This is a genomic window from Oribacterium sp. NK2B42 (genome assembly GCF_000424445.1).
In the GTDB taxonomy this organism is placed as follows: Bacteria; Bacillota; Clostridia; order Lachnospirales; family Lachnospiraceae; genus Oribacterium.
This window is the reverse complement of record NZ_AUJX01000036.1, coordinates 28,018-44,926: the sequence shown is the minus strand read 5'-3', so window position 1 is coordinate 44,926 and position 16,909 is coordinate 28,018. Positions and strand designations below refer to the sequence as shown.

At 42.0% G+C, this 16,909-nt stretch carries 12 protein-coding genes and 1 pseudogene; 11 read left to right on the top strand and 2 right to left on the bottom strand.

Translation table 11 applies throughout. The features are described 5' to 3' along the window. The 3 genes and pseudogenes from G625_RS22855 to G625_RS21300 form a co-directional block, all read left to right on the top strand. Positions 1 to 244, top strand: a pseudogene (locus G625_RS22855) (IS66 family transposase); the annotation flags it as partial. Between the two features lie 273 nt (positions 245 to 517). Further along, entirely contained in the window at positions 518 to 706 is a 189-nt protein-coding gene (locus G625_RS0110265; RefSeq protein WP_029201057.1) for a hypothetical protein, read from the top strand. 322 nt (positions 707 to 1,028) lie between these two features. Continuing rightward, on the top strand, positions 1,029 to 6,263 hold the full coding sequence (locus G625_RS21300) for an EAL domain-containing protein (protein ID WP_049895846.1): 5,235 nt from the start codon (positions 1,029 to 1,031) through the stop codon (positions 6,261 to 6,263). A 143-nt stretch (positions 6,264 to 6,406) separates the two neighbouring features. Here the strand turns inward: G625_RS21300 and G625_RS0110255 are convergent, their stop codons facing one another. Continuing rightward, entirely contained in the window at positions 6,407 to 6,961 is a 555-nt protein-coding gene (locus G625_RS0110255) for a chromate transporter (RefSeq protein ID WP_029201056.1), read from the bottom strand. Beyond that, on the bottom strand, positions 6,954 to 7,523 hold the full coding sequence (locus tag G625_RS0110250) for a chromate transporter (protein WP_044932276.1): 570 nt from the start codon (positions 7,521 to 7,523) through the stop codon (positions 6,954 to 6,956). Before G625_RS0110250 ends, G625_RS0110255 begins: the two co-directional genes overlap by 8 nt. 321 nt (positions 7,524 to 7,844) lie before the next feature. Between G625_RS0110250 and G625_RS21295 the strand changes: the two genes are divergently transcribed. The 8 genes from G625_RS21295 to G625_RS0110210 all read left to right on the top strand — a co-directional run bounded on the left by G625_RS21295 (position 7,845) and on the right by G625_RS0110210 (position 16,845). Next, positions 7,845 to 9,416: a MotA/TolQ/ExbB proton channel family protein gene (locus G625_RS21295; protein WP_049895845.1), complete on the top strand. Its 1,572-nt coding sequence runs from the start codon at positions 7,845 to 7,847 to the stop codon at positions 9,414 to 9,416. 1 nt (position 9,417) lies between these two features. After that, a complete protein-coding gene (locus tag G625_RS19350; protein WP_049895844.1) occupies positions 9,418 to 10,446 on the top strand; it encodes an OmpA family protein in 1,029 nt (342 codons plus the stop codon). 177 nt (positions 10,447 to 10,623) lie between these two features. Beyond that, positions 10,624 to 12,228, top strand: a complete 1,605-nt coding sequence (locus tag G625_RS0110235; RefSeq protein WP_029201054.1) for a Na+/H+ antiporter NhaC family protein — start codon at positions 10,624 to 10,626, stop codon at positions 12,226 to 12,228. Between the two features lie 138 nt (positions 12,229 to 12,366). Next, positions 12,367 to 13,011, top strand: coding sequence for a hypothetical protein (locus tag G625_RS0110230; protein ID WP_029201053.1), 645 nt, complete (start codon positions 12,367 to 12,369; stop codon positions 13,009 to 13,011). A 334-nt stretch (positions 13,012 to 13,345) separates the two neighbouring features. Continuing rightward, entirely contained in the window at positions 13,346 to 14,647 is a 1,302-nt protein-coding gene (locus G625_RS21290) for a sensor histidine kinase (RefSeq protein WP_049895843.1), read from the top strand. A 50-nt stretch (positions 14,648 to 14,697) separates the two neighbouring features. After that, positions 14,698 to 14,976 carry an STAS domain-containing protein gene (locus G625_RS0110220; protein WP_044932274.1) on the top strand — a complete coding sequence of 93 codons (279 nt, stop codon included), beginning with the start codon at positions 14,698 to 14,700 and terminating at the stop codon, positions 14,974 to 14,976. 50 nt (positions 14,977 to 15,026) lie between these two features. Further along, positions 15,027 to 15,815, top strand: coding sequence for a response regulator (locus tag G625_RS0110215; protein WP_029201051.1), 789 nt, complete (start codon positions 15,027 to 15,029; stop codon positions 15,813 to 15,815). A 187-nt stretch (positions 15,816 to 16,002) separates the two neighbouring features. After that, the gene (locus G625_RS0110210) at positions 16,003 to 16,845 is read left to right on the top strand and encodes an SDR family NAD(P)-dependent oxidoreductase (protein ID WP_029201050.1); all 843 of its coding nucleotides are present in this window, start codon (positions 16,003 to 16,005) and stop codon (positions 16,843 to 16,845) included. Positions 16,846 to 16,909: the final 64 nt, after the last annotated feature.

Sequence of the window (16,909 nt, the reverse complement as noted above, 5' to 3'; positions counted from 1 at the left end):
TTTGAGAATGAGAAAACATTCCAAAGAACATCTTCTGTTTCTTCATAATGTCAATGTACCGAGCACAAACAACATAGCGGAGCGCTTTCTACGTGGCTACAAGCGCAAACAAGGGCAGGTGATGTCTTTCAGATGCTTTGATACAATAACGCATCATTGTGAAGGCAGGAGCGTGCTTGTTAAGATACGGCAAAATGAAGGAGCCAATGTGTTTGATGAAGTGACACAAAGATTTGACTCATAGTTGGCAGAACAGCCGACCCGTTATTACTGAGACTCAGTTTAACGGATCGGCTGTTTTACTACAAGTTCACCTGTGAACAGTAACCAAATTTGACTAAAATTTAATGAAAATGATCTGAAGCCCTTTTAAAATGCGGAAAATAGATTATAATATGTCAAGCGGTTTGCAGAAGGCAGACATATAGGCTTATTGGCGGGACATTAGGTTCGGATAAAAACCATGACGATATATTTTTATTCCCGCAGGATTAAAAATTCAGAGAGGTTTATAATAATGAGCGCACAGTCAACAGAAGAAATGGTAAAGAACAATAATCTTGTTTATGTAACGGATTGTGAAACAGGAGATAAGATGAAATTTCTTGTAAAAGGCTTCAACAATCCATTTTATGGCAAAATGATCGGAAACAATGTGACAGTTGGTTCAGACAGATATGTTATCGAAGGAATCATTTCACAATAAATCTCCCTTTCTGTGTACTCTGCTTCGCACGGAACAGCCGGAGTAGAGATTTAAAACAGGAAAGCTGCGGAAAATTAAAAAACAATGGTTAAAGCTTAACCGGCGGAATCATTTTGGAAAGAATGAATATAATTCTTATCTGAAAGGATACCGCCGGTTTTTTATAGTATTAAAGAAAAATCCGGGAATCTTTTATAAAAGAATAAAAGTGTCGATACTAATAGTATGAAAATCTCTGATCATAACCTTTTTTCAGGGTGTTTTAAATACTTCATGGGGATGAAATGACACGGCAATATTGCTACGTGTCACTGGTGTGCTAATGATGGATCACAGACTGCATAAAGGAAAAAATTTCATATTAAACGGTTTATCTGCTATGCCTGGAGGATTTTTTATCTATCGTAGCGGTGAAAATGATGAAATTTTATATGTTAACTCTGCGCTATTAAAAATATTCGAGTGCGATACCGAAGAAGAATTCATGGAGCTTACCGGCGGGACATTTACCGGTATGGTCCATAAGGATGATTGCAGCAAGGTAAAGAAGAGCAAGGAATATCAGATTGAGACCGGCAGCGATCAGTTTGAAAAGGTACGCTACAGGATCATAACCAAAAAAGATAATATAAAATATGTTGAGGACTTCGGAAGATATTATAAGGATGATGAAGAAGGCCCTCTTTTCTATACATTTTTTTCCGAGATCCAGTTGATGACTGACCCTCTTACGGCTCTTTCAACAAGATGGGGATTTTTTATAGGTGCGGAAAAATATGTAAAGATAATTTTTGAGGCAATGGAGAGTCCTGTCATACTGGCTCTGGATCTAAGCGGCATGAAGGGCTTCAATGCAAGATACGGCACACACGAAGGCGACAAATTCCTTTGCATGTTCGCAGATCTCCTGAGGAAATATTTTGGTGATCATTGCTCAAGATTCGGAGAGGATCATTTCTTTGCCATAGCCCCCCATGAAGGACTTGAAAAGAAGCTTGATAAGCTCATACAGGAGCTTTGTGAGATGAACAGCGGGAAAACTTTGCCTGTTAAGATCGGTATGTGTACCATTCGGGAAGGTATGTCGATCCATCTGGCCTGCGATTATGCAAGGATGGCCTGTGAAGCACAAAAAGTCCAGTATGGCTCAAGCTATGGCAGCTTTGATGAAAGGATGGGTCAGCATTATGTAAAAGCTGAGTACATTCTCAGCCATCTGGATCAGGCTCTCGATGAAGGCTGGATACATGTTTATCTTCAGCCTGTTGTCCGTACGCTTACAGGAAGAGTCTGCGGTCTGGAAGCATTGGCAAGATGGATAGACCCTGTCTATGGCATGATCAGCCCCGGGGATTTTGTTCCCCTTCTGGAAGAAAACGGATTGTCCTATAAGCTTGATATATTCATGGTAAAGCGCGTGGTCGATCTTCAGGCGCGTAATATCAGGGCCGGAAATCCTGTTATACCCATATCTGTCAATATCTCCCGTTCTGACTTTGATTACTGCGATCCTGTGAAGATCATCAAGGATACTCTTGATGAAAATAATGTCCGCAGAAATCTCATTTGTGTTGAGATAACGGAAACGACACTTATGAATGATACCGGCCTCATGAAAAATGAGATCAAAAAGCTTCATGAAGCCGGGATAGAGATATGGATGGATGATTTCGGGTCTGGATACTCTTCGCTGAATGTGCTTAAGGATTTCGAATTTGACGAGATCAAGATCGATATGCAGTTCATGAGGGATTTCAGCGAAAAGTCAAGGACTATCGTGACCATGGCGGTTAAGATGGCAAAGGAGCTTGGTATCCATACTCTTGCGGAGGGTGTTGAAACAGAAGAGCAGCTTGAATTCCTGAAATCCATAGGCTGTGAAAAAATCCAGGGTTATTATTATTCTAAGCCCCTGCCTATTTCGGATATCAGAAGATATCTGGCAGATCATGGGCTTATCATGGAGACCAGGGAAGCCAGGTCTGTTTATGAAAAAACAGGCCTTGTTGATGTTGCCCGGGATCAGGCCCTGGCACTGTTGTTCTATGACAGATCCAGCTTTAGCTTGTTGTTCATAAATGATAAGTGCCGGAGGATCATCAGCAGGCATAAAGAGCTTTCCGCACAGGAAATAGAAAGAGAGATAAACACGGAAGATACTGTGTACCATCAGAGGTGTGTGTCTCTCGCGGAAAATTGCATCATCAGTCATCAGGAGGAAATGATGTCTTTCTTCTCCGAGGGAAGATATGTTGAATTAAGCTTTAAAGATATAGCTGACAGCAGGCAGGGCTGCATGATCCTGGCATCCTTTGATGACAGAAGATATGAAGAGAGCAGGCAGCTCCAGATGCATGAGTATGTAATGAGAAATGTGATCTCTTACTATGACGCTGTTTATTATCTTGATTTTTCGGAAGACACCAGAACGGTTATTTACACCAATCTTTATGATGAGAAGGTGGGAAGTGTAATAAAAGGACTTGAAGACTATTACAGTGATTATCGTTTGAAATATATACACCCTGATGACAAAGAAAGGTGGAAGGAGTTTACTGCTCCGGTGCGCTATAAGGAAAAGCCTGAACGTAAGGACAGCATCGTCAGGGATATCTTCAGGGTCAAAAAACCGAATGGAAATTATGTGTGGACGGAATTTATGATCGTCCTTATTTACGGTGCGGAAGAGAGAAAAGCCATTGCCTGTGTGAGACCTTCATCCATTGAACATGAAGCTGAGGTATATGGCTCGGTTACAGATATCACCACAAGAACCTCGCAGATCTCAGGTGAGGCTCTTATGGATGCCTTTAGGAGGAACTCGGATCTATGCTGCTTCTGGAAGGATAAGAACAGAAGGTTTGTCGGAGTTTCAGATGCCTTCCTTAGGTTCTACGGATTTGAATCCAGGGATGCTGTACTTGGAAAGACAGATGAAGAGGTAGGCTGGCATATAGATGATACACCCTTCATGACTGATGAAGAGAGAGTGCTTCTGAAAGGTGAGATCATCCGTAATGCCGTAGGGCAGAATGTTATTAATGGTGTAACTCATTATATAGCCGCAAGCAAATTCCCTGTTTATAACAATGGGGAGATCGTGGGGCTCATGGGCTATTTTATTGATATCAATCAGGATATGGAATCCGATCGGTCCATTCAGAGCCAGATGGATAATGTTACCGGCCTTATGAACAGCTTTGGGCAGATGGTGACACTGGCTCAGCTGATGGATAATCTGCAGACTAACGGAGAGGATTTTACCTATGCTGTACTGGAGGTTTCGGAATTTGAAAATATCAGGGAGGATTACGGAAGGGAAGTTGCCGAAAAACTGATCAGGGTTGTTGCAAAATACATAACTTCATGTTTTGGCCATGCGGCTTTGATTTCCCGTTTATATGGCTGCTGCTTTGGCGTATGCAGGAGAAATGCGTCAAAGGAGGAGATCATCAGGAGAGCAGAGCTTTGGAAGAGATATGTGGGCACCTTGAGAGAGATCGATGGAAAAGAGATCAGAGTGGAGGGTAAATTCGGGCTTATCAACGGTTCTGAGTGTTCAAACACCCATGAGGTCATAGAAGGGGGTAGAAAAGATCTCATCACGAGACTGAGCAAGAAGAATGCCGGGAATACGGCATCTCAAGATAAAAATGAATACTTTGACAGTATGCCCATTTCCTATGTGGTTTTAAAGCCTTTGCTCAGTGAGGATAAAAAAACTGCTCTGGATTTTGAGTATATCTATGTAAACAATAAATATTGTGAGGCTACGGGAAAGAGAGCCTCAGAACTTGTAGGGCATACCTATACAAGTGTATATGATGATAACCGGAGTGAGAACTGGATAAATGTGGCTTTCCGGGCATCCCTCGGAGAATATATATATGACAGGGCATACAGCCATGCCCTTAGGCGCTGGATTAATTTCATAGCGGCTCCGTCTTCCCATCTAGGCATTTGCTCACTTGTGATATTGAATTCTGATGAAGATAAAAAGAATAAGGCTGAGTCAGTCTCCGAAAGTATATCTCATGATCTCATACAGGATGAGCCGGAGATGAGCAGGGAAAAGCATGAGGTTAACAGGAATCATAAGCTCGAAGACATCAGCCTCCGCATAGCAAGGGTGCTAAGCGGAGATGATGATTATGAAAGAGCCATGAACGGCGCCATCAGTATTATTAAAGAAAATATAGAAATTGACCGTCTGTATATCATGGAGTGTACGGATGAAGGTATCAGCAATACCTTTGAGTGGTGTGCCCAGAACGTGAGACCGGTCATCGATAAATGGCAGAATATGTCTCTGGTGGAATATGCCTCTGAAAACGAGGAGATAAAACCCGGAACCGGCATTGTTTTAACCGACCTTGAGAGATATAAATACATCAATCCTTCCAGAGCCATTTATATGATAAGCCAGGGTATCAGGAATGTAATAGAGGTTCCGTTCTTTTTTGACGGAAAGCTTCTTGGTTTCATCGGTGTTGACAATTATAAGGAGGAGGATGAAGAATACGTAAAGACATTGCTTGAAAACGCATCATACTTTATGGCCTTCAGGGTTCATAATAACGCACTTATCAAGAAGAATAAGGCTCTTAATGTAGCCAGATTACAGAATGCAAATGTGTCAGTAAGAGATACCGGGGCCGTGAAGACCGAGGATCACAAGGGTATATATATCCCTGATCCCTATACGGATTTCCCGGTGGATTATATCGTAGGAAAGATAATTCTCGATAATCAGAGCCTTCATCCTGTAGACTTTGAATTTATATTTGCCAATAATAAATTCTGTGGGAAGGTGGGCAAGAGCCAGAGAGAGATAATCGGCAAACGATTCAGGGATACTTTTTTCAATGCTGACTCCACATGGATATTCGAAGGTTATCAGGCGGCAGTCCACGGGAAGATCATAAACGGAAGGAAGTACAGTGCTTTGGGTAAGGCATGGGTTGCCTATCGCATGGTTCAGGGACATGAGGAGGGAACCTTTATCCTCACGATGATAGACATTAATGAAAGCTACAATAAAGAGGTGGAAAAGCAGAAGGAAAACAAGAGAAATGTTTCCCTTGTTAAGCTTGCAAACATTCTTTCCGGGACCGAAGGCCACAGGACAGTCATTGATAAAGCCCTTGAGGAGCTTGCGAAGTTCTTCTATGCCTCCAGAGTTTATATCATACTGAAGGAAGGCGATGAGTATAAAACCGAATTCCAGTACTGCTCAAAGGGTATAAAGCCCAATGATTACAAATTCAGTGATGTCGATAAGGATTTTAACAGGCATTGTCGTGAGAATCTGATCGAATATGGAAACATCATAAGATTCGATGTGGAAATGATAAGGGATCTGTATCCTGAGATATATGAAAAGCTTCGGTATATCAATGTGAGAAATATGACTGGAGTTCCCATCTTAAGGGGAGAAGAAGAGATAGGACTTCTGTGTATAGAAAACTACGAACTCAGCAGGATAGAAGAGACTGCAAGCCTGATAAAGACTGCTTCAAAACTGATATCCTTCAGATTGAATATCATGATGAAGTGATCACCGGAGTATAAAACAGGGGTTTCTGATATAGGAAGAAGAGCACTGTCCGGACCATTGATCCGGGGAGCCACTTTAAGTGCTTTATAAGGATCCGGAAGGATCCTTTCTATATCAGAAACCCCCTTTGCTCTATAGTAGGATCATAATTTCAGAACACCGTAAACCACTATTCCTATCACTGCACTGATGATGATCACAGTGGGTATTCCGAGATTTGCGAATTTCAAAAGTATAATGTCTAAGATGCTTATGACTATGGCTACCATGGAAATGCTTCCCTCCGACATATAGTTTGTCTGGGACAGTGTGAAAAGGACACCGATAACCATGGCGATACATGCGGGACGGACACCTATAAGGATCTTATGCATTATCTTTGAATTTTTGAATTTTTCAAAGAAAACTGCTCCTACAAGACAAAGAGTCAGTGAGGGGGTTATGACACCAAGGTTTGCGAATATGGCTCCCGGATAACCGCCTCCTTTAAGACCTGCGAAGGTTGCACAGTTAAGTCCGAGAGGCCCCGGAGTCATTTCGGCAATGGCAACTATATCCGAGATTTCGGAACTGTTAAGCCATCCATGCGCCAGCATCTCACTGGTGATGAGGGGGATCATGGATAATCCGCCGAAGCTGGTGAAACCGATTTTTAAAAAACTCCAGTAAAGCTGCAGACAGGTTAATGCCTCATTCATGATCTGCGGCCTCCTTTCTCTGATAAATCTCACTGATGATCATTCCGGCGATGCCGCCAAGTATCACAAGATATACACAGCTGACATTGAAAAAAAGATAAAGGATGACACATAATACCATCACAAAGTAGCAGGGTGGATATTTGAAGGCACCGTTTACCATTTTCAGGGCTGCAATAAATATGATGGGTACAACAGCAGATCTTATGCCGCTCATGGCTGCGGAGATCCAGTAGTTGGTACGGAAAGCATTATAGAAGTTTGCTACAATGAGAAGAACCAGAAAAGGAGGAAATATCATTCCGAATAAGCAGATGACTGCTCCGGGTATTCCGGCCTGACTGTAACCAAAAAGAATAGCGATGTTTCCTATCATGGTCCCTGGAAGGCTTCGTCCCACACTGGTCATATCAAGGAGCTCCTCACTCGTTATAAGCTTTCGTTCCTCCACGTATAGCTTCTGCATCTGGGCCACTATGCTCCAGCCGCCACCGAAGGTGAACAGTCCGAACTTCAGAAAATCAACGAATAAAGTGACCAGAGATATTTTTTTATTTTTCATAATTACCTCCGCGTTACGCTGGTTCATTAACAAAATCAAGTCTTATTATACATAGTGTCTGCATTTTTTCATAATATTAATACAATAAATAAGGAAAAATAAAATGACAATTTTGTCAGTAAAAGCCGGGCGACATTTAAACCGTCGAAATATATTATCTTTTTTAATCCTAATTTAAGGTAAATTTTAAGAAGAATTGCTATAATTTTATTCAGATAGCCTGAATAGGAAAGGCATATGAAAGTATCAAAGTTCTGAGTATCATAAGTGGATGCATTTATGACACCTGTACAATATGTAACTGATCGGAGGGAAAGAAACATGCAGAGAAAAAAATGGTATGAATGGATTATGGCTGTGGTATTTATCGCCATGGTGGGATTGTGTGTATACCTTAACCTGTTTTCTGCCCAGGGCAGGGATATGTCAAGTATAGTGGTTAACAGTGCCATGTTTTTTATTGTTGCCATTATTCTCATCGCCTGTGATAAGAAGGCATTTACACCTATTAACCGTATCATTCACGATCTTCAGCGTGTAACCGGAAAGATTAAAAATGATGCACTGAACAGTCATGCTTTTCTTTTTGACAGCTATAAGGCAAACCAGGAAATGCTTTTTGAAGAGGCACATCTCAAGGACCTGTATCAGGATTATAACTTTGAACTCAATCGCATAAATGAGATGAGAGAGCACAGCTATAAATGTGATATAGAGGATTTTATAAATGATAGTATCATCGACAGTGTTATGCATCGTGACCAGCTGAATCAGGTGGCCGGTGCCATGACGGGCCTCGGAATTCTCGGAACCTTTATCGGTCTTTCCCTGGGACTTCAGGAGTTTAATACCGGATCCACCCTTGAGATCACAAACAGTATCGCTCCCCTTATGAACGGTATAAAGGTTGCATTCCATACATCTATATATGGAATGATATTTTCTCTTACCTTTAATTATGTTTTCAGGAGAAAGCTGGATGAGGCTGAAACCTCTGTCCGTGATTTTGTTAATGCTTACAGAAAGTATGTACTTCCGGACACTGAGTTTGACAGCGTAAACAGACTGATCGAGCTTCAGGAAAAGCAGCTTGGTTCCATTGAGAACCTCGGAGATAAGATAACTGAAGAACTCACAAGAGTTCTGAATCCTCAGTTCGACCGCATGAACAGAGTCATTACCGATTTTGCCAATATTGCAACCCAGAATCAGAGTGATGCCCTCAGGTCGGTTGTTAATGCCTTTATCATCGAGATGAATAAATCCCTCAACGATGCATTTAAGCAATTATCCGATACCATATCCGAGTGTTACAACATTCAGAATAATAATGCAGATCTCATGAGGCAGGTAATGGATGAAACCGGCAGCACCCGCGAGATTGCTCATCGTATAAATGAAGAGGCCAAGCTTCTCGGTGAGCAGCTGGCAGGCTTCACTGCAAGTGTTGTGGAGACACAGCAGGAGATCAAGCGCAGCATGAATGATCTTTGGGTATCCAATGGCACAAACCAGAAGCTTATCGCTGATGACAGACAGTACCTTAGAGACCTTGAAAGCTACAGAAGTATGCTCAACGAGTCCGTTAAGGTATTCCAGAAGGAGCTTAATGCCCAGAAGGAGCTGCTTGATGCCATAAGACTTTCCGTTAACCAGCTGCCGAAGAATATCGACAACACCTTCAAGGTTATCGATAACAATCTTATAAATGTTGAGTCACATCTCGTAAATCAGGCAGCTGAGATAAAGAAAGCCAATGATCAGCTTCCGAGGCTCATTAATAACAGTTACAGAGATATGCAGGATGCGGTTGAACGGGCTGTGTCTTCTGTGAATGGTCTCACTCTTGCCATTGAAGAAGCAAAGAGAGGCAATGGCGTAAGGAGAAACTAAAATGTTTAAAGTCAGAAAAAAGAATGATCGTCCGGTAAAACAGGACGGAGAAACCACCTACTGGCTGTCGTATTCCGATATGATGGCGGGACTGCTTTTGTGTTTCGTTCTTATCATTGCCCTTACGACCCTTCATTCGCAGATGAAGTTTGATCTTAAGGAAGAACAGCTGGCAGGAAAAGAGAAGGAACTGGTGGTTCAGGCATCGGAACTGGATGAACAGAAAAAAGTAGTGGCTACCCAAAAGGAAGAGCTGGAAGAGCAGCAGGCAAAGCTTGCTGCTCAGAGGGAGCTTCTGCTTACACAGGAGAGTAAGCTTAACTCCCAGGAAGAGACGCTGAACGAGCAGTCACGTCTTCTTGCGGAGCTTCAGGAAATCATGAATACCCAGCAGGCAAAGCTTGACAGGATCATAGGCGTAAGGTCTGAGCTTATCGAGGAACTGAAAGAAGAGTTTTCCGGTTCCAACTTAAACATAAAGGTTGATGAAAAGACCGGTGCCATCACCATGGATTCAAGCATTCTCTTTGAATATAACAAATCGGAACTGAAGGAATCGGGTGAGAAATTCCTTGCAGAGTTTCTTCCGAGATATGCCAACATTCTTCTGAATGATAAGTATAGGGATTATGTTTCGTCTATTTCCATAGAGGGACATACGGATACAAAGGGTAATTATCTTTTTAATCTTGATCTTTCACTTAAGCGTGCATATTCCGTGGCCGCATATTGTCTTGGAGATAATTCGACCATTCTTTCCGGTAAACAGCTGAGTGAGATGAGAGAGCTTGTATCTACTGACGGAAAGTCCTATACGGATCCTGTTTACAATGAGGATGGTACCGAAAACAGTGAGGCTTCAAGGCGAGTAGAATTTCTGTTCACCCTGAAGGATGAGGATATGATCCGTGAGATGATCGAGATTCTGAATGAGCAGGAGAATGCTCCTTCCGCTTCTGAAATCATAAGTGCAGGACCTACTGTGCCGACAGAAACCGAAGCTTCGGGACCTTCGGATGAACCCGGCTGAACTGTTACTGTATATTTATTAATTATGTGTATATATACCATTGAATGAAATATATTTGGAGTGTAATATATAGGATATTAAGTTTTTGGATTGCCACATTAATCTGTTAAAGCGGTAAAGAACCGTCTTTGTGTGACAATTTGAAGCAATGTTAAATCAAAAAAGAAGGGGAGTAACATGAAACAAAATATCAAGCGCTATTACACCATAGGCTCTCTTGGTCTGGTGGTTTTCATCCTGATCATTGCCGGGTTTATGACTACGGCAGAAACGGTTCAGATGACTGCCTGGTCGCTTTTGCCGCCTATCATTGCCATAGGACTTGCTCTTGTAACTAAGGAAGTTTACAGTTCTTTGTTCATGGGTATACTGACGGGTGCGTTACTTTATTCCGGTTTTAATTTTGAGGGAACCATCAATCATATTTTTTCAGATGGTATAATCTCTGTTCTTTCTGACAGTTATAATGTCGGAATCCTTTGCTTCCTGGTTATACTTGGAGCTATGGTACAGCTTATGAATAAGAGCGGAGGCTCCGCAGCTTTCGGAAAATGGGCTTCAAGTCAGATTAAGACAAGAGCGGGTGCCCAGCTTGCTACCATTGCTTTCGGATGCCTTATCTTTATTGATGACTATTTCAACTGTCTGACTGTAGGCTCTGTTATGCGTCCTGTAACTGATAAACATAAGGTAAGCCGTGCAAAGCTTGCATATCTTATCGATGCCACGGCAGCACCTGTTTGTATCATTGCACCTATCTCTTCATGGGCAGCAGCTGTTTCCGGATTTGTTGAGGGTGAGAACGGAATGAAGCTTTTCCTTCAGACCATCCCTTACAATTTTTATGCGGTTCTTACTATCGTTATGATGATAATGCTGGTTATGTTCAGGGTTGATTATGGTCCTATGCGTAAGCATGAGATCAATGCCATTGAAAAGAATGATCTTTTCACCACAACAGACAGAGATGTGGAAACAAATCCCGAGGAGAATATGAGGGAAGACGGTCATGTGCTTAACATGTTGGTTCCTATCGTTTCACTCATAGTATGCTGTGTTATCGGAATGATTTATTCCGGCGGATTTTTCAGTGGCACAGGTTTCATTGATGCTTTTGCGGGATCTGATGCTTCGGTAGGTCTTGTTCTCGGTTCTTCTTCGGCACTGGTTATCACAATTGCGTTCTATCTTATCGGAAATGTTCTTTCTTTCGATGATTGTATGGGTTCACTTCCCGATGGATTTAAGGCAATGATCGCTCCTATACTGATCCTTACTTTTGCATGGTCTCTTAAGGCTATGACAGACAGTCTCGGAGCAAAGGAATTTGTGGCAGCGGTTGTTGAGCATTCAGCTGCAAACTATCTCAGCTTCCTGCCTTTCATCATTTTCCTTATTTCAATCGGTCTCAGTTTTGCAACAGGTACCTCATGGGGAACCTTTGGTATTCTCATTCCTATCGTAGTTGCCTGCTTTGAGGGAATCGATCATACAATGATGATCATTGCCATGTCTGCATGTATGGCAGGTGCGGTTTGCGGAGATCACTGCTCACCGATTTCGGATACTACCATCATGTCAAGTGCCGGTGCCCAGTGTGTTCACATTAATCACGTATACACACAGCTTCCTTATGCACTCACTGCAGCAGCTATATCAGCATTGGCATATATTGTGGCCGGAATCACCAAGAGCGCGGTTATTTCGCTTATTGTCGGAGCTATAGCCATTGCAGCGGTACTTTTTATGATCCGCAGCAAGACCGGTATAGAAAAAGAATAAATAAAGGTGTTTTGTCCAAAGGCGGTGCAGAAATGCACCGCCTTTTTGCAGTCATAATTGATTAAAAATTTATCAAAAGTGTGACTCTTTTGTGATATTTCATGTTGTATCATGCCGCTATAGGAGTGAAAAAAGAAAATGAGTTCTTATTTTGATGTTGAAAATCCGGTTAAAACTGAGACCGAAGAACTGATCGGCATTTCTTCGAATAATCGGAATATACCTGATATAAGAGTCGTCATGGTGCCGGAAGTGATTTTTCCGGAGAACTCAGAAGGATTTAAGCTTGTTGATTATCTCCGAAGATCCACGAGGGGGTATCAGACTGTTGAGGAGCATGATGAATTTCTGAGATATGTATTTGAACCCTTCAGTAATACAGAGAAGCTGAAGCTTGGCTTCTGGTGTGTTGAAGAAGTTGGTAAGATGCCTTTAAATCTCATTGAGATGTATTCGTACATATTTACCAACTGCTTTGGGGACAATGGCAGAGACCTTGTTACATCACCAAGTGCCGTCAGAGATGTTTTTGAACGGATCTTTATAAACGGTGAGAACTATATCGATCATTATAAGCTTAGTCCGGTAAATAAGATGAACTACTACGAGATGGTTTGCGAGTTTATCGAGAATGTAACAAGAGGAGAAGTGGCAGGCAGTTTTTTATCAAAGGAACAGGAGCACATGGTTGTTACCTACATGCCGCCGGGGAAGGATTATGTTAATGTCTATATTCCGGCAGCTTCCGAAGCTTCTGTAAATCCTGAAAAAATGGTGATATGACAATCCGGTACATTATTTAGGGGGTATCGGAAGGTCTTTCAAAATCGGTAGACCTCTTCAGATAACAATATTTGGTCTGTGTTTTCACTTATTGGATGGGAATGTGGGTTAAATCGTTTTCCAAGGTCGGCCTGATAGAAGAGTATAGGGAAAAATCGCTTAAGTCATTATGGAATCTTTTAAAGATTATCCATTGGCTTAAGCGATTTTTCTTTTTTTATGATGTATTATATAAGTATGGTTTACAAAGCTGAATTACCGGCAGATCATATCTCGATTGTGCTGCCGCAAAATGATACTAAAGTAACAGATTAACGGGAACAGGTACAGCCTTATGTTGATTGCAAAAGTCGGGTCGGAAGCCTATGGGACATGCATAGCATTGGTGCTTCTTGTGGGAATGCTGACAACCTTTAAAAAAAGCACAAAAAATTATTGTCTCATATTGATACTTGCCGCCAATAGCTTAATGCTGATCATAGATGCACTTACATGGTGGCTTGAATACAATGATAAGGTAAGGACACTGTATGTCATATTTACCATAAGCTCAGTTTCGCTTTTATACCTTATAGTTACGGTTTTTAACTATTACATCTATTTTTATCTTTCCGAAAAGTGCATCGTGCCGGCATGGATCGGGCACTTTGGAGTACCCTTTTGTGTGCTGGGATTTGTGATGTGGCTGACATCCCCTATACACGGACAGGTTTTCTACATTGAAAACGGGGCATATATACACGGACCTTTATATATGTTTTCCCAGCTTCTGGGTGCCGGAGTTATTTTCTTTGATTTCGTGTTGACCATCATTTACAGAAAAAATCTGGAGCTTCTTGATTTTATTGCTGTAATCGGCTACATGATGCTGCCGCTATTTGCTGTAGCTATGACGATTCTTATGCCATTCGTTGGTTCGGTTTTTATTTACCTGTCCGTAACCCTCAGTATGTTGATGGTATACACTTTTATTCATGTTCAGCAGAGCATAGAACTTAAAGAAAAGGAAAATGCTCTTACCCAGGAAAGACTCGCCATCATGATGAGCCAGATACAGCCGCATTTTTTGTACAATTCCCTTAATGCTATTTATTATCTTTGTGCCAAGGATCCGGAGATGGCTCAGGAAGCCATAGGTAAATTTTCTGATTATCTGCGTGGTAATCTTGATTCCTTAAGGACTAAGGAGCCGGTTCCTTTTGAAAAGGAACTCGACCACATCAAAAACTATCTGGCTCTTGAAAAGATGAGATTTGATGACGATCTGAACATTGTTTATGACATTGAAGCAAAGGATTTTAAACTCCCTGCACTGTCGGTACAACCCATTGTTGAGAATGCAGTGAAATACGGAGTGGGAAAATCTCCCAATGGCGGTACTGTTACGATTTCCAGCCGGGAATATGATGACAGATTTGAGATTGTTGTGGATGATGACGGTGTGGGAGGCTACACGGAAGAAAAGAGAGAGTATGATGGCAGATCTCATATAGGTATACAAAATGTCCGTGAACGCCTGAAGCTTCAGTGCAAAGGTTCCCTTAACATTGTAAGTGAACCCGGAGTAGGAACAACAGTCACCATTGTGATACCAAAAGAGGATGAAAATTATCATAAAATTTTGTATCATATTTAAAAGACTTATTTTTAAACAAACAATAAACATTAAGAAGGAGCGGAATAGTTATGGCAGTAGATTATGTAATGATGGAAAGAGTAGACGGAAAAACTGCACCGCAGCTTGATAAGGATCTGAGAGATTTTATCGAAGCCGGTAATACCGAGATTAATATAGATATGACAAATACAAAGTATATCAGTTCTGCAGGTTTGAGAGCGCTTCTTTCAGCCCAGAAACAGATCAATAAATTGTCAGGCACCATGGTGCTTAAGGGAGTTTCCGAAGCGGTTCGTGAGATATTTGATGTTACGGGATTTTCGGGATTTCTGACTATTGAAGATTGATGACCGTCTTTAAGGGGTGTAGATAAAATTCTAAATTAAGGGGTACAGATATGCAGGTGCTTGCTATTGATGACGAGAAGATAGCATTGGAAGGACTGACGGACCTGATTAAAAAGGCATTACCTGACGCGGAGGTGTATTCTTACAGGAATGCTTTAAAGGCCGTAGAGGAACTGGAAGGGAAGCACATAGATATAGCTTTTCTTGACATTGAAATGAGAGATATAAACGGTCTTCAGTTTGCCGATCATTTAAAAGAACGTTTTCCAAAGATAAATGTAATCTTCACAACCGGTTACAGTGAGTATGTGGGTGATGCTATGGATCTCCATGCCAGCGGTTATATCATGAAGCCGGTAACGCTTGAAAAGATAAAAAAAGAAATAGGAGATCTGAGATATCCTGTTGAGGATGCCGGAAAGAAGAAGGATGTTCTGAGAGTTCAGACCTTCGGGAATTTTGAGGTGTTCAAGAACAATGAGGTTCTTCATTTTCAGTACAATAAGACAAAGGAGCTTTTTGCATATCTTATCGACAGGTGCGGAGCCAGGACCAGTAACGGTGAGATTCTGGGTGTTCTTTGGGAGGATGATGCCAATCCTGAGCGAAAGGCTTCATATCTCCAGAATCTCCGTGCAGATATGATGTCAACTTTAAATGAAGCAGGATTTTCTGATGTTATCGTTCGCCAGAGGGGAACCATCGCTGTTGTTCCCGATAAGATGGAGTGCGATCTTTATGAGTGGAAAAAGGACAGAAATTCCGCAAGCTCGAAGTACACCGGTGAATATATGAATCAGTTCAGTTGGGCGGAGTATAGTAAGGGTGCGTTGGAATAAACCGGCCGGAGCCGGAGGGCATTCAAATGGATGCCCTCCGGCTCCTACGATATGATCTCCGATATGAATCGTTACTTTGTATAAATATTTGCTGAATAATTCATTGAAATTAGTACTACAATTATTTTTTACATCTGCTAAAATATAAATATTGTATGACAATATTTCAAATAAAGGAGTAAATATCATGGAATTGCCATTTAAGATTGATCTTTCGGGAGAAGTTGCTGTTGTTACCGGAGGTACCGGTGTTATCGGTGGTATGTATGCACGCGCACTTGCTGAATGTGGTGCAAAGGTTGCGGTACTTGGACGTAAGAAGGAGAACGGTGCTCAGGTACTTGCTGATATTGAGGCTGACGGCGGTGAGGCTATGGCTGTAGCTGCCAACGTTCTTGACAAGGATAGCCTTCTTGCTGCAAGACAGGAAGTGCTTGATAAGTGGGGACACATTAATATCCTCGTAAACTGTGCCGGCGGTGCTATCAAGGCTGCTCAGGTTCCTCAGGACCATTATCACGAGAAAGAAGAGGGAACAGACACACTGTTCACTATGGACCTCGAAAATGTACACAAGGAGCTTGATCTTAACATTTACGGAACCATGCTTCCTACACAGGTTTTCGGCGAGGTTATGGTTGGTCAGGACAATGCCAACATCGTCAACATTTCCTCTATGGGAGCATATCATCCACTCACCAGAATTCCGGGATATTCTGCAGGTAAGGCAGGTGTTGCAAGCTTCACAGAGTGGTGTGCAATCTACTTTGCAAAGAGCGGCATCAGAGTTAATGCAGTTGCTCCGGGATTCTTCCAGACAACTCAAAATCATGCTCTCCACTTCAACGATGACGGATCACCAAAGCCTCGTGCACAGCACATCATCGACGCAACACCTATGCTGAAGTACGGCGATCCTTCAGATCTCGTAGGAGCTCTCCTTTACCTCGTAAGCCCTAAGGGCTCAGATTTCGTCACCGGCATGGTACTCCCCGTCGACGGCGGCTTCCATGTATATTTGGGTGTTTAAAAAATAAAATCACCCCCTAAGTGGTGGTTACAATATGTAAAGAAAAAGCAAGGGATGGGCCGTC

Excerpts from the sequence above, each read along its gene's own strand:
- G625_RS21300 (WP_049895846.1), top strand. The coding sequence starts at position 1,029 with ATGATGGATCACAGACTGCATAAAGGAAAAAATTTCATATTAAACGGT.
- G625_RS21290 (WP_049895843.1), top strand. The coding sequence starts at position 13,346 with ATGTTGATTGCAAAAGTCGGGTCGGAAGCCTATGGGACATGCATAGCA.
- G625_RS21295 (WP_049895845.1), top strand. The coding sequence starts at position 7,845 with ATGCAGAGAAAAAAATGGTATGAATGGATTATGGCTGTGGTATTTATC.
- G625_RS0110265 (WP_029201057.1), top strand. The coding sequence starts at position 518 with ATGAGCGCACAGTCAACAGAAGAAATGGTAAAGAACAATAATCTTGTT.
- G625_RS0110255 (WP_029201056.1), bottom strand. The coding sequence starts at position 6,961 with ATGAATGAGGCATTAACCTGTCTGCAGCTTTACTGGAGTTTTTTAAAA.
- G625_RS0110220 (WP_044932274.1), top strand. The coding sequence starts at position 14,698 with ATGGCAGTAGATTATGTAATGATGGAAAGAGTAGACGGAAAAACTGCA.
- G625_RS19350 (WP_049895844.1), top strand. The coding sequence starts at position 9,418 with ATGTTTAAAGTCAGAAAAAAGAATGATCGTCCGGTAAAACAGGACGGA.
- G625_RS0110215 (WP_029201051.1), top strand. The coding sequence starts at position 15,027 with ATGCAGGTGCTTGCTATTGATGACGAGAAGATAGCATTGGAAGGACTG.
- G625_RS0110230 (WP_029201053.1), top strand. The coding sequence starts at position 12,367 with ATGAGTTCTTATTTTGATGTTGAAAATCCGGTTAAAACTGAGACCGAA.
- G625_RS0110210 (WP_029201050.1), top strand. The coding sequence starts at position 16,003 with ATGGAATTGCCATTTAAGATTGATCTTTCGGGAGAAGTTGCTGTTGTT.
- G625_RS0110250 (WP_044932276.1), bottom strand. The coding sequence starts at position 7,523 with ATGAAAAATAAAAAAATATCTCTGGTCACTTTATTCGTTGATTTTCTG.
- G625_RS0110235 (WP_029201054.1), top strand. The coding sequence starts at position 10,624 with ATGAAACAAAATATCAAGCGCTATTACACCATAGGCTCTCTTGGTCTG.